The organism is Micromonospora sp. NPDC007208 (assembly GCF_042869175.1).
Lineage (GTDB): Bacteria > Actinomycetota > Actinomycetes > Mycobacteriales > Micromonosporaceae > Micromonospora > Micromonospora foliorum.
Genome location: NZ_JBIAFG010000008.1, coordinates 1 through 13,131, shown reverse-complemented (window position 1 = coordinate 13,131; position 13,131 = coordinate 1). Strand labels below are relative to the sequence as shown.

The window sequence follows — 13,131 nt, the reverse complement described above, 5'->3', positions numbered from 1 at the left end:
TCATGAAATTCGCCCGCGACACGTGGCTGATCTTTCAGCGCCAGATCCAACTCCTGCTGCGCAACCCGGTCTGGGTCTTCGTCGGCGTGTTCCAGCCGGTCATGTACCTGCTGCTCTTCGCCCCGCTGCTCAAGCCCGCACTGAACGCGCCCACCCAGGCCGCCGCCTACAAGATCTTCGTACCGGGTCTGCTGGTGCTGTTGGCCATCTTCGGTGGCCTGTTCCAGGGCTTCGGGCTGATCGCCGAGCTGCGAGCCGGCGTCATCGAACGCTCCCGGGTCACCCCGATCAGCCGGCTTGCCCTGCTGCTCGGCCGCTCGCTGCGCGACGTGGTCTCGCTCCTGGTGCAGGCCGTCATCATCACGCTCTTGGCGCTCATCTTCGACCTACGGGTGTTCATCGGGGACCTGCTGCTGGCGTACCTGATGCTCGCCCTGATCGCCCTCATGACCTCGGCCGTCTCCTACGGCGTCGCCCTCAAGGTCAAGAGCGAGGACGCGCTGGCCCCGCTGATGAACACCGTGGCGCAGCCGGTGCTGCTGCTCTCCGGCATCCTGCTGCCGCTGACCTTCGCCCCCGGCTGGTTGCAGGGCATCGCCAACTGGAACCCGTTCTCCTGGGCGGTCGACGGCACCCGGGCGCTGTTCGCCGGTGACCTGGGCAGCGACAAGGTCTGGCAGGGCCTCAGCATCACCGCGGTCCTCGCGGCGCTGGGCGTCTACTGGGCCGCCCGCCAGTTCGCCCGCAGCGTCCGCTGACGCTGGCTTTCGCTGCTCTTTGGTATTGGGGTGTCCCCTGGTGGGGACACCCCAATCTCCGTGTCCAATGGTTGTCGGCGGTCAGCGGACCCGGGCGAGGGTCAGGCCGTCCGCGATCGGCAGCATCACCGGGTCCACCCGTACGTCGGCGAGGACCTCGTCGTTGAACGCGGCGATGGCCCGGTCACCGGCGTCCTGCGGGGCGATGACCCGCCCGCCCCGCAACACGTTGTCGACGGCGATCACCCCACCCGGACGCATCCGGGGCACCAACTCCGCCCAGTAGATGGGGTAGCCGGTCTTGTCCGCGTCGATGAACGCGAAGTCCAGGTGCCGCTCGTGCGGCAACTCCCGCAGCCCGTCCGCGGCCGGGCCGATGCGCAGGTCGATCGAATCCTGCACGCCGGCCCTCGCCCAGTAGCGCCGGGCGATGCCGGTGAACTCCTCGGAGATGTCGAAGCAGGTCAGTCGCCCACCCTCGGGCAACCCGCGGGCGATCGCCAGCGACGAGAGCCCGGTGAACGTGCCGACCTCGACGGCCTGCCGTACGCCGAGCAGCCGGGTGAGGAACGTCAGGAACGCGGCCTGCTCCGGCGCCACCTGCATGGTGGCGTGCTCCGGCAGCACCGACCGGGTTTCCTCGGCCAGGTCACGGATGATCTCGTCCGGCGGGGAGCCGTGTGCGATCAGATAGGCGTGCAGCTCGTTGGTGAGCGGGATCGACTTGGTGGTCATGACCGGACGTTACCGAGCGGCTCGACCGTTTGGCCGCCCGGCGCGACAGTCGTCCACAGGTCGGTGATCCGCAGATCCAACTCGGCGAGGAGCCGGCGCAGCAGCGGCATCGACAGCCCGACCACCGTCCCCGGGTCACCCTCGATCCGCTCCACGAACGGCCCACCCAAACCGTCGATCGTGAACGCGCCCGCCACCGCCAGCGGCTCACCCGTGGCCACGTACGCGGCGATCTCGTCGTCACTGATGTCAGCGAAGTGGACCGTGGTCGACGCCACCGCCTCCGCACGCCGCCCCGCGGCAACATCGACGAGGCAGTGCCCGCTGTGCAGAACGCCGCTGCGCCCCCGCATCCGCAGCCACCGCCGGGTCGCGTCGGCCGCATCCGCCGGCTTGCCGAGGATCTCGCCGTCGAAGGCGAGCACCGAGTCGCAGCCGATCACCAACGTCCGCTGCTCGGAGGTCGGGTTCAGCCGGGTCAACACCGCCTGCGCCTTCAGACGAGCCAGCTCCAGACACAACTCCTCGGCCCGCTCGGTCACCACCAGGGACTCGTCCACCCCGCTGACCAGCACTTCCGGCTCGACGCCGGCAGCCTGGAGCAACTTACGACGGGCAGGGCTCGCCGAGGCGAGCACGAGGCGGAGCGGCAAGGTCTCAGACACGAGCCCGACGTTACCGCCCACCCCTGCACCAACACCGCCACCCCGCCCAGCCCCCGCCGCCCCGGCCGGTCGAACGGTCGGTTTGGTCGGGTGGCCGGTCTGCCCGGTCTGCCGGGCCCTTGATCCACTCGCCTTTCAGGAACACGCGGTATCCCCTCGCCCCGGACACCGCGGTTTCCTGGAACGCGAGTGGATCACGCTTCGTTGATCGATCAGCGACTGATTCTGGGCGGCGGATCATCACCGCGCCGGCGTCGCCGCGCTATCACGGCCCACCCGACCCCGGCAGCGACGAGCACCCCAAGGGTGGCCAGGCCGCGCGCGGTCGCGCCATCACTCTCATCACCCGGTTGAGCGCCAGCCGTCGTGGTCGGGCCAGCACCGGCCGGGGCGCTCACCGATTCAAAACCCAGCGGCGGTACGTCTGCCGTCAGCGCCGCCACAAGATCGATCACCCCGTAGCCGTACTCGTCGTCACGCCCAGGAGCGCCTTTGTCGACGGCGGTAGCCGTGAGCCGGTGCGCCACCTCCCGGGCCGGCAGGTATGGGTACTTGGACCTGATCAAAGCAGCCGCACCCGCCACGATGGCCGTCGCGCTCGACGTGCCAGTCCCTTTCGAGTATTTCCCGCCGTAGCTGGTGCTGTAGATGTCAACCGCAGGAGCGACCACATCTATCTTCGGTCCGGTTACCGAGATAGCAGCGTGTTGTCCAGCGCGATCGACACCCCCAACCGCGATAACACCCTCTTCGCTGGCCGGATATGCAGTCGGGCTGTGGGGTGAATTACCGACCGATGCCACAACTGTGATGTTGGCTGCGAGTGCGGACTTGATCGCTCGGACGAGTCGCGGTGTCGAGGCGCCTCCGCTCGAGATGCTAATGACTTGAGCATTGCTGGCTATCGCGTATTCAACGGCTGCGGCGAGATCATCGGCTTCGCCGAAATTGTCTGCACCAGCCGCCCTTATTGGGAGAATTTTGGCCTTAGGTGCAATGCCGAGCGCACCCGAACTTGTGCCCCTGCCGTGTGCCGCAATCAACCCCGCCATGCTCGTCCCATGGCTGTTCAGGTCCTGCTGACCATCTCCCGAGCCACCCGCTACGGTGTCTGTGCCCTTGAGTAAATTGTTCCTGAGGTCAGGATGAGGATCGACGCCAGTGTCCGGAACCGCGACAGTGACGCCCTCGCCCTGGCTGATCGTCTGTGCTCGGGAGGCATTCAGGAAGCGAAGGTGCCACTGGTCCTCGCGAATGCGCTCGACTTGGCCCGGCTTTGGGGCGCCGTGTATCGAAATCGGCCGGCCCTCCGGGGCCGTCCCAAGGGCCGCGATTGGCACGACTATCGAGACTAGAACGGCTCGGGTAATGAATAGCATTACCGGGCGAAGCCGATAGCCGGGCCTGGATCGATGGGTCCTTCGTCGTCGGGTGGCCGGACTACCGGAGTCACTCCCTTTTCGGTCTCCCACGGGTTGTCGGGGTCCCAGTGGGGCGAACTGTTATCAGTCTGTCTGCGGGCGCTCGGCCGCGCGGGGTTTGGCTGCATATAACCGGGACTCGTCAGGCCGGGGCCACCGCCAATCGGTGGGATGCTCTGTGCCGCTGGAAGGCTGCGACCTGCGCCGGGTCGAGAACCAGCTCCTCCACTAGGTGCTGTGCCCGCGCCTCCGCCCCCAATCACACCGCCGATCGGGTTGACGCGGCGGGGCGAGTTCGGTCCTGACCCGGGCTGGCCCAAACCGATTGCCGGTGGACCTCCGATGATGCCTCCCGGTGGCATGGCTCTATTCGGAACCGGGGACGTTGATCGATGGGTAGGGCCTTCGACCCCAGCCTTTTGCCTGCCGATTGACCCTGATGGTGCATGGGGGGCCAGCTCGCCAACAGGCCGCATTGAGATGCCGGGTGGCGGGCTTATGGGAGCGCCGGGGGAGGCTAGCGGAGGGCTCGCCAGTCCGGCGGGACTTGGGTTTGGCGTGCCCGGCGTTAAGGCCGCACCCACTCCACCCAGTACCGGCCCTACGCTCGGGGCAGTCACGGCAGGCGTAGGGCCTGCAGTAGATGTTTTCGGAGTCTGCGATGGCGGGGTTGTTGGCGATATTGGCACTGCGACGACCGGGGAAATGACCGGACTCTGTGCGCTCGTGTCATAAACGTCAGGATCATTCGGCTGATGGCCTGGTCGACGAGGTGGCGGGGGTGGTTTTTGGAGGGTTGCTTGGGCTTGTTGGAGTTCGCCGCTCAAGCTGAACATCATGGATCGGGCCTGCACGTTGAGCCGTTCGAGTTCCCCGTCAGCAACCGGCGGCTCGGTGACTCGGTTGCCCATCACCGCTTTCGGGTCGGCGGCCATCGACTCGTACGCCTGCTTCTGTTGGAACTTGGTCGCGTACTCCTCGTAGATCTTGCGGAGTGCGGCGCGGGTGGTGCCGATGGCCTGGGTTGCGGCGGAGAGTGCGGTGTAGTTCGCGGCGGCGGCGTCGTGGGTGCGCTGCACCTTGTCGATGAGTTCGTCGAGTTCGGCGAGGTACGTGCGGGAGGCGGCGCTGGTTTCGGGGGGCCATGCCTCGGCGAGGCCGCGTCGGTACTGCTGGAGGCGGCCGAGGTGGGTTTGCGCCAGGTCGCAGACCTTGCGCCAGCCGGCGACCTGCTTCCAGTGGTTGGCGGTGTCGTGGTCCTGGAGGCAGGCCCACATGCTGTTGACGTCCATGAGGTGCCAGTCGGTGAGGCCGGAGGTGCGGCCGGCGCCCCGTTCGATCACGGCAGCACCACCGGCCCTTCGGCGTCGGGGCTGGTCGGGTCGGTCAGTGTCGGCGTGGGGCCGCCAGGGAGGACGCTGGCCGGGTTGGCGAGGGCTCGTTGCACGTCCACCACTCGGGCGGCGGTGAAGGCGTCGCTGTCGGCGTAGTGGGTGGCGACCTGGTCGGCGGCGGCGGCGAGGTGGCCGGTGGCGCCTCGGACGGCGTACACCATGTCGGCGGTGGCCTGCTGCGTCTCGTGGTGCGCGTGCAGGAAGGTGACCAGCTCGATGAAGGCGTCGCACGGGTTGGGCAGCTTCGCGGACATGTCTTCGGCGATGTACGACAGGTGCGGCGCGTAGTTGCTCTCGACCTCGGCGGCGAGCCGGTCGGCGAACTCTCTGAGCTGGCTGATGTCGGCTTCGATGCCGCCGTAACCGCGTAGCCAGGGTGCTGGCCGGTCCTCTTCGGGGATCATGGATCCTCCCTACCCGTAACGGCACCGTTTCCCTGAGTGAGGTTAACGGCTCAACGCCCCCCTGACAGCCCCCGTACGGCGGGTCGGGTCAACGGGGCAGGCCGGCGGCGCGCCACCCACTGGAGCCACCCGGTCGACCGCTGCGCGCCCAGGCGGACGCGGTTGCCGGCGCGGGGGCGACGGTCGGACGGGTCCGGACGAGGATCGCCCCCACCAGAGCGGCCAACTCCTCGGCGGTGGGCACGCCGCGGACGACCCGGAACAGCGGCTCTTCGGCAGACATGCCGCCAGGGTACGCGGCGCGAAGTTACGCGAAGCGCACAGTGGCGTGCCGGCGGTGTGAGCGTCAGCGGGTCCGGGTACCGTCTCACCGATGTCGAACGCGCTTCCCCAACTCGTCGCTGACCGATACCGGCTTCTTTCGCCGCTCGGCCAGGGCGGCATGGGCCGGGTGTGGAAGGCGCGCGACGAGGTGCTGCACCGGGACGTCGCCATCAAGGAGTTGGTGCCGCCGCCCGGTCTCACCGATGAGGAGCGCCGCGAGATGCGCGAGCGCTCGTTGCGGGAGGCGCGGGCCATCGCCCGGCTCAACCACGCCAACGTCGTCCGCATCTTCGACGTGCTGCGCACCGACGGCGATCCGTGGATCGTCATGGAGTACGTGGCGTCGAAGTCCTTGCAGGACACTCTCGCCGAGGACGGCCCCGTCTCGGTGGCCCGCACGGTGGAGATCGGCCTTGGTGTGCTGGGTGCGCTCACCGCCGCGCACAAGGCGGGCGTCATGCACCGCGACGTGAAGCCCGGCAACGTGTTGCTCGGCGACGATGGTCGGGTGGTGCTGACCGATTTCGGTCTCGCCACGATCCCGGGCGACCCCAACGTGACCCGCACCGGCATGGTGCTCGGCTCACCTGCGTACATCTCCCCGGAGCGGGCACGGGACGGCACCGCCGGGCCGGAGGCCGACCTGTGGTCGCTGGGCGCGACGCTCTACGCGGCGGTCGAGGGTAAGTCGCCGTACGCCCGGCCGTCGGCGATCGGCACCCTGGCGGCGTTGGCGACCGAGCCGATTCCGCCGCCGAAGAACGCCGGTCCGCTCAAGGCTGTGCTCAATGGGCTGCTGCGCAAGGACCCGAACGAGCGGATCACCGCCGAGGTGGCGGAGCGCCTGCTGCGCCGCGCCGCCGGCAAGCGGTCGCGTGGCATCTCACTGCTCGATGGCGTACGCCGGCCTGGGCCGAACGGTCCGCGCGAGCCGCGCCTGCCGGTGGTGCCGGCCCCGCGACCGGCCGAGACTGTCGACCGGCCGGTGTCGCCGCCGCCGGCCGCCGCCGCGACGCCCACCGCCACCTCTGCTGCCGCCGCGACGCCCGCCGCTGATGCCACGCCGACGGCCGTCGTCTCCTCCGGTGCGGTCGCCGACCCGACCGCGGTGGTGCCAGCCGACCCGACCGCAGCGGCGCCGGCCGAGCCGAGCACGGCGATCGACCGCCCGGCGCCGTCCGAGGCCGACCCGTCCGATGCCGAGCCGACCGCGAAGGTCACGGCCGCGCCCGACACGAGCGGCGACGGTACGACGAACGGCGACGACGAGCCGACGGTCGTCGATGGCCCGCCGGTGGCTCCGGAGCAGCGCAAGCCGACCACGCCGACGTCGCTCATGCCGCCGGTGAGTCCGGCCGGTCGCGCGGCGGTGCTGCCCCCGGATGGCACGAAGCCGAACAACACCCGACGTAACCTGCTGATCGGTGCCGTTGTCGCCCTGTTGCTGATCGGCCTCGTGGTGGTCGTGCCGATGCTGACCAAGGACGACGACAGGAGTCCGCAGGCCGGCCCGACCAGTGCTGCGGCGACCTCGGGGGCCGCGCCGACCTCCGCTGCCGCGCCACCGGCGCCCACCAGCGGTGCGCCCAGCCCGTCGGCCTCGGCCACCCCCTCGGTCGACCCGAACGCGCTGCCGGCGGGCTGGAAGCTGCACCGGGACCCGGCCGGCTTCACCCTGCCGATCCCCGACGGGTGGGTGCGTAGCCAGGTCGACAGCTTCACGGTCGTCTTCAACGAGTCCAACGGGCCGGGTGAGCTGCTCGTGCAGTGGACCAACACCCCGGCGAAGGACGCGGTCGCCGACTGGCGGGAGCAGGAGCCGAACCGCAAGCGGCTCGTCAACAACTACCAGTACCTCAACATCGTGGGCTGCGACTTTTGGAAGACCTGCGGAGACTGGGAGTGGCTGGAGACCCGGGACGGGCAGCGGATCCACGTCCGTAACCGCGGGTTCGTGACGGCCAAGAACCGCGGCTACGCCCTGCGGTGGGAGATCGCCCAGAAGGACTGGCAGGCCAACCTGCCGAACTTCGACCGGATCGCCAAGGGTTTCGTGCCCGACCGTCAGGACTGAAACTCATTCGCATGACCTTCCGTCGTCGTGGGTAATTGACAGTCGACGACGGAAGGAGGCACGACATGGGTTACCGACGGAGGGACACTCGGCCCCGGCTGGCACTGTGGATGCTCGTGGCGCTCGGCGACGCGATCCTGCTGCTGGTCAGCGCCGGGGTTTCGGTGCTCGTCGCACTGCTCGGCGTCGTGATCGTTGCCGGCTTTGGCGTGGCTGCCTGGCGGTTGACCCGCAGGGGCGCGCTGGCTCGTGAGGATGCTGTGGTGCCGGTCCTGAGCCGGCGGCGGGCCTGACCCGTACCCGGTGGTGTGGCGGCAGCCGGACCGATTGTCGACCGTGTGGTGACCGTCGATCCCGCTGCCGCCAACGGCCCGGTCAGGTGTTGTTGGCCAACGCGATCAGGCGGCTCCGGTCGCCGTTCCAGTAGTTGCGGTCCACGTTGCCGCTGATCCCGGAGACCGCGCCGGTGCTGGTGTACTGCCAGAAGCTCCACACCGATGCGCCGGCCGGCAGGGCGCCGGGCGTGCTCGACCAGCGGGCCAGCCAGAGCGGGTGGTTCGCCCACGGGCCGGTCCAACTGCCGGTGCACTGGTTCCACCAGCTCGTGGTGGTGTAGATGACCGCGTACCGGCCGGTGCGGGAGCGGTAGGTGTTCAGGAAGTCCTGCACCCAGTTGCGCATCCCGGTGGTGCTGAGCCCGTAGCAGTAGCCACCGGCGTACGGGTTGCCCTCGATGTCCAGCGCGGCCGGCAGGGTACGGCTGTCCGCGGACCAGGCCCCACCGTTGGACGCCAGGTAGTTGGCCTGGGTGGAGCCGGCGGAGATGTTCGGCCGGGCGAAGTGGTACGCCCCGCGGATCACCCCGGCGTTGTACGCGTTGACGTAGTTGGCGTTGAAGTTCGGGTCCTTGTAGCTGGTGCCCTCGGTCGCCTTGATGAAGGCGAACTCGATGCCCGCGTTGCGGACGCTGGTCCAGTTGATGGTGCCCTGGTAACGGGACACGTCGACACCGGCTGTGGTGGCGGCGGTCGCCGGTCCGGCGGTCGCGACCAGGGCCGCCGCCGCGGTGGCGAGGACGGTGAGGCCGGCCGCGAGCGCGCGGCGCAGCGATGATCGGGTACGGGCCATGAGTGCCTCCAAGGACGTCGCTCTATCGACACCCATCATTGGAGTTAAGTGCCCTAGATCACAAGGCCGACCGGAGAAAAGCTTCATTGACGGGATGCGAAGGCCCGATGGTCGGGGCAGGACGGATCAGCGGAGCGTGGCCGGGTCGAGCTGCCAGCGGAACGGCTCGACGACGGTCAGCGTCTCGCCGGGCTTGGCCACCTGGTCCTCGACGTAGTGCTCACCGTCCAGCCGGAACAGCCGCAACGAGTGACCGTCCCCGTCCTGCTCGACCAGCAGGTACCAGGGGATCCGCGCAATGGCGTAGAGCTGCATCTTGACCAGCCGGTCGGCAGCGGCGTTCCCGGGCGAGACGATCTCGCAGACGAGCACCACTTCGGCGGCCTCTACCGCCGTGCCCTCGTCGTCGGTGTCCGCGACGACCACATCGGGGATGACGATCCGATCCACCCCGAGCCGGACGTTGACCGCCTCGAAGACGAGGAGGGGTTGTGGTCGGATCGCTCGACGCAGGCTGTAGACGAGTTCCCACGACACCAACTGGTGCCGCTTGCTCGGGGCAGGGCTCACGATCAGGCTCCCGTCGAGCAGCTCGATCCGGTCCGGGGTCTCACCCAGGGCGAAGTAGTCGGCCTCGGTCCAGAGCCCGACGTGGTGTCCCAGGGGTTCCGCACTCATCCGCGCTCACCTCCCGCTTCCCTCGCCACCCGATCAGTTTCACAGGATACGAGCCGGTGCCTCCGGAGCGACACGGAACGCCGCCGGTAGGCTCGCGCCCCATGATGTCGATCGACGGGCTGGGCGACCTGTGGGACACGCTGTTCGGCGCGCAGCCGGACCCGCCCGCGCTGCTGGTGCTGATCACCGGGGCCGTCGCGCTGGTGGTGGTCTCCACCCGGCTGCCGTGGCGGATCGCCCGTAACGCCATCACCATCGCGCACGAGGGTGGGCACGCCCTGGTCGCCCTGCTCACCGGCCGCAAGTTGCGTGGCATCCGGCTGCACTCGGACACGTCCGGGCTGACGCTCTCCGCCGGCCGCCCCACCGGGCCGGGCATGATCCTCACTCTGCTCGCCGGATACGTCGCCCCGCCGCTGGTCGGGCTGGCCGGCGCCTGGCTGCTCGGCGGAAACCGGATCACCCTGCTGCTGTGGGTGGCCGTGGCGCTGCTGCTGGCCATGCTCGTCATGATCCGCAACGCCTTCGGCGTGGTGTCGTTGCTGGTCACCGGCGCGCTGGTGTTCGCCGTCTCGTGGTACGCGACGCCGCAGGTCCAGGCCGCGTTCGCGTACACCGGGGTGTGGTTTCTTCTGCTCGGTGGGGTGCGGCCGGTGGTCGAGCTGCAACGGCTGCGTTCCCGGGGCCGGATGCCCGCCTCCGACGCCGACCAACTCGCCGGGCTCACCCCGTTCCCGCCGCTCTTCTGGGTGGGCGTCTTCGCCCTCGTCAACCTGGCGGCGCTGATCGCCGGCGCGCTCCTGCTCGCCGGCCCGATCCTCACCAACGCCGGCCTGACCGGCTAACCCCGCCTCCGTCCGCGTCGATCAAGGAGTTGTGGTGGGCCGCAGAAACCGCAATACCCCCGCAGCCAGGCACCACAACTCCATGATCGACGGCGGGAGGGGTGGCGGCTCGGACCACGGCGGCACGGCGCGGTCGGGCAGGATGAGGTCATGCGATACCTGATCATCGGGGCTGGTGCGGTTGGCGGGACCATCGGCGTACGGCTGGCCCAGGCCGACCGGGACGTGACAGTGGTGGCCCGCGGTGCCCACCTGGACGCGATCCGCGCGCGGGGTCTGACTCTGCGGCAGCCCGACGGCGCGGTCACCGCCCGGCTCGCGGCGGTGGACCGGCCCGGTGACCAGCCGCTGCCAGCGGACACCGTGCTGGTCCTCACCGTGAAGTCGCAGGACACCGCCGGCGCGTTGGCCGCCTGGGTGGACGCGCCGGTGGTCGGCGGCGGCACGGCGGGCGAACGCCTGCCGCTGGTGACCGCGCAGAACGGGGTGGCCAACGAGCGGGCCGCGCTGCGGCTCTTCGCCGACGTACACCCGGTCTGCGTCTGGCTGCCGGCCACGCACCTGGACCCGGGCGTGGTGGTCGCGAACGGGTACCCGCATCCCGGGATGCTCCACATCGGGCGGTACCCCGGCGGCGCCGACGACACGGACCGGGCGATCGCCGCCGACCTGACCGCCGCCGGCTTCGTCGCCCCGGTCCGCGCCGACGTGCTGCGCTGGAAGTACGGCAAGCTGCTCAGCAACCTCGGTAACGGCCTACAGGCGCTGCTCGGCCAGGACATCCCGGACGCGCTGGTCGAGCGGGTACGCGCCGAGGGCGTCGCCGCGCTCGCCGCCGCCGGCATCGCGCACACCTCGCCGGAGGAGGAGAAGGCCGAACGCGGCGACCTGGTCGGGCAGCGCCCGGTCGACGGCGAGGCCCGCTCAGGCGGCTCCACCTGGCAGAGCCTGGCCCGGGGCACCGGCTCGACCGAGGTGGACCACCTCAACGGCGAGATCGCGCTGCTGGGCCGGTTGCACGGCGTACCGACGCCGGTCAACGTCGCCGTGCAGCGGGCCGTACGCCGGGCGGTCCGGGAGCGGATCGCGGCCGGCGCGTTCCCGCTCACCGAGTTGGAGAAGATGATCCCCTGACCGGGGCAACCGACGACCCCGCCCGGTGCGTGTTCCCAGCGACCGACACGGGGAGGTAGCGGGGTGCCGGACGTCGACGGGTTCGACGAGTTCTACCGGGGGAGTCGGCAACGACTCCTCGGGTTCGTCTACGCCCTCACCGGCGATCGGGGCGAGGCGCAGGACGCCGTGCAGGAGGCGTACATCCGGGCGTGGCAGCGCTGGTCGACGGTGAGCGGGTACGACGACCCGGAGGCGTGGCTGCGGGTGGTGGCCAGCCGGATCGCGGTCAGCCGGTGGCGCAGTCTGCGGAGCCGGGCCCGCGCGTACCTGCGGCACGGTGTGACCGAAACGGTTCCCGGGCCGGGCACCGACACCGTCGAGGTGGTCGCCGCGCTGCGTCTACTGCCCGAGGAACAACGCGTCGCGATCGCCCTGTACTACCTGATGGGCATGCCGGTCGCCGACGTGGCGCGGGAGACCGCAGCCCCGGTGGGCACGGTCAAGGCTCGACTCTCCCGGGGGCGTGCCGCGCTCGCCGGTCTGCTCGCCGTCTCTGACCTGGAGGAGGCAACCGATGCGTGACGACCCGACGTTCGTCGAACAGATCCAGCGGGACCTGCGGGACGTGCGCTGGCTCGCCCCGGAGGAGATCCGCTCCCGGGGCCGTCGCCGCAGCCAGCGCAAGATCGTGGTGGCCACCGTCGTGCTGGCCCTCGCCGGGGTGTCCGCCGCGGCGGTCGCCGCTCCGGGGAAGTCCCCGTCACCGGCTCTGCCGGCCGCCTCCGCCTCGCCGACCCGGGGCGAGATCAGCACCGACGCGCTGCTGCAACCGGCCGACCTGGCGCAGCCGGTCGGCGTGCAGCTCAGCGAGTCGGGGCTGGGCGAGCCGGTCCGGCTGGCGGACATGCTCGGTTACTGCCGCACGAGCCAGGCGCTGCCGGAGGGCTGGCAAATCTCGCGTTGGTCCCGCTCGCAGACCCTGCTGCGGGAGCACCCTCCGCGCGTCCAGGTGGACAAGCACGTGCTGGTCACGCAGGATCTCTTCCGCCTGACGCCCGAGGCGGCCACGCAGGTCTTCGCCAGTTTGGACGACCTGGTCGCTCCGTGTGCCGAATGGCTGAGCGTCGGGCCGATCATGACTGCAAAAGGGACCCGCACGGGGGAAGCACTGCACCGGTGGTCGGTGGTGCGGCGGAGCTTCGCCGGTGACGACGCCGCCATCCTGCGGGACTCGCTCACCGTCACCCGGGACCTGGAGACCGGGCAGCCGCTCGGCGACGCGCCGTCGCCGATCCTGCTGGCGGTCGTCCGGGTCGGCGATACCGTCTCGGTGCTCCGCCTCGGCGACGACGGCACCGAGGCCGAACTCGTCCAGCTCGCAGTGGCGGCGGCAGCCCGGATGTGTGCGGCCGCCAACCCACCCTGCTGACGCGGCCGGGGCGATGATCCGCACAACATCAGGGTCGTTGCCGCATCCTGTTGCCCGGAGGCAGCCCCGTGCTCAGCTGGTGGAAGCAATCTGGCTGGTCAGCAGCTCGGCGAAGACTTCTTTGGGTTTCTTGTAGGCGAGGATACGGCGGGGTCGGTTG

General features: G+C 70.0%; 14 protein-coding genes. 7 read left to right on the top strand and 7 right to left on the bottom strand.

Features of this window, described 5'->3' with window-relative positions; all coding sequences use genetic code 11:
* Positions 1–2: 2 nt before the first annotated feature.
* Positions 3–758 (top strand): ABC transporter permease, encoded by a 756-nt coding sequence (locus ACFYL6_RS17680; RefSeq protein ID WP_124823257.1) that lies wholly within the window; start codon positions 3–5, stop codon positions 756–758.
* Between the two features lie 81 nt (positions 759–839).
* Here ACFYL6_RS17680 and ACFYL6_RS17675 read toward each other — a convergent pair whose 3' ends face one another.
* The 5 genes from ACFYL6_RS17675 to ACFYL6_RS17655 form a co-directional block, all read right to left on the bottom strand.
* Complete coding sequence (locus tag ACFYL6_RS17675; RefSeq protein WP_387172290.1) at positions 840–1,493, bottom strand: O-methyltransferase; 654 nt, start codon at positions 1,491–1,493, stop codon at positions 840–842.
* Positions 1,490–2,158 (bottom strand): Maf family protein, encoded by a 669-nt coding sequence (locus ACFYL6_RS17670; protein ID WP_387172288.1) that lies wholly within the window; start codon positions 2,156–2,158, stop codon positions 1,490–1,492. The genes ACFYL6_RS17675 and ACFYL6_RS17670 overlap by 4 nt, the downstream gene beginning before the upstream one ends.
* Before the next feature lie 212 nt (positions 2,159–2,370).
* Positions 2,371–3,498 (bottom strand): S8 family serine peptidase, encoded by a 1,128-nt coding sequence (locus ACFYL6_RS17665; RefSeq protein WP_387172286.1) that lies wholly within the window; start codon positions 3,496–3,498, stop codon positions 2,371–2,373.
* Positions 3,499–4,918: 1,420 nt separating this feature from the next.
* Positions 4,919–5,377, bottom strand: coding sequence for a hypothetical protein (locus tag ACFYL6_RS17660; protein WP_112581897.1), 459 nt, complete (start codon positions 5,375–5,377; stop codon positions 4,919–4,921).
* Positions 5,378–5,465: 88 nt separating this feature from the next.
* Positions 5,466–5,660: an acyl-CoA carboxylase subunit epsilon gene (locus ACFYL6_RS17655; protein WP_387172284.1), complete on the bottom strand. Its 195-nt coding sequence runs from the start codon at positions 5,658–5,660 to the stop codon at positions 5,466–5,468.
* 90 nt (positions 5,661–5,750) lie between these two features.
* On the opposite strand from ACFYL6_RS17655, the gene ACFYL6_RS17650 reads away from it, so the two are divergent.
* Entirely contained in the window at positions 5,751–7,775 is a 2,025-nt protein-coding gene (locus ACFYL6_RS17650; protein WP_387172282.1) for a protein kinase, read from the top strand.
* A 65-nt stretch (positions 7,776–7,840) separates the two neighbouring features.
* Positions 7,841–8,068 (top strand): hypothetical protein, encoded by a 228-nt coding sequence (locus ACFYL6_RS17645; RefSeq protein WP_387172280.1) that lies wholly within the window; start codon positions 7,841–7,843, stop codon positions 8,066–8,068.
* 82 nt (positions 8,069–8,150) lie between these two features.
* Here ACFYL6_RS17645 and ACFYL6_RS17640 read toward each other — a convergent pair whose 3' ends face one another.
* Together ACFYL6_RS17640 and ACFYL6_RS17635 are read right to left on the bottom strand one after the other, a co-directional pair.
* Positions 8,151–8,903, bottom strand: a complete 753-nt coding sequence (locus tag ACFYL6_RS17640; protein WP_387172278.1) for a GH25 family lysozyme — start codon at positions 8,901–8,903, stop codon at positions 8,151–8,153.
* Between the two features lie 126 nt (positions 8,904–9,029).
* Positions 9,030–9,581 (bottom strand): Uma2 family endonuclease, encoded by a 552-nt coding sequence (locus ACFYL6_RS17635; protein ID WP_387172276.1) that lies wholly within the window; start codon positions 9,579–9,581, stop codon positions 9,030–9,032.
* Positions 9,582–9,682: 101 nt separating this feature from the next.
* Here ACFYL6_RS17635 and ACFYL6_RS17630 point away from each other — a divergent pair, with 101 nt between their 5' ends.
* The 4 genes from ACFYL6_RS17630 (at position 9,683) to ACFYL6_RS17615 (ending at position 12,971) form a co-directional block, all read left to right on the top strand.
* Entirely contained in the window at positions 9,683–10,426 is a 744-nt protein-coding gene (locus tag ACFYL6_RS17630; protein ID WP_387172274.1) for a M50 family metallopeptidase, read from the top strand.
* A gap of 150 nt (positions 10,427–10,576) precedes the next feature.
* A complete protein-coding gene (locus ACFYL6_RS17625; RefSeq protein WP_387172272.1) occupies positions 10,577–11,560 on the top strand; it encodes a ketopantoate reductase family protein in 984 nt (327 codons plus the stop codon).
* Positions 11,561–11,623: 63 nt separating this feature from the next.
* The gene (locus ACFYL6_RS17620) at positions 11,624–12,124 is read left to right on the top strand and encodes a SigE family RNA polymerase sigma factor (protein WP_210784424.1); all 501 of its coding nucleotides are present in this window, start codon (positions 11,624–11,626) and stop codon (positions 12,122–12,124) included.
* Positions 12,117–12,971, top strand: a complete 855-nt coding sequence (locus tag ACFYL6_RS17615) for a hypothetical protein (protein WP_387172270.1) — start codon at positions 12,117–12,119, stop codon at positions 12,969–12,971. Before ACFYL6_RS17620 ends, ACFYL6_RS17615 begins: the two co-directional genes overlap by 8 nt.
* Positions 12,972–13,131 lie beyond the last annotated feature (160 nt).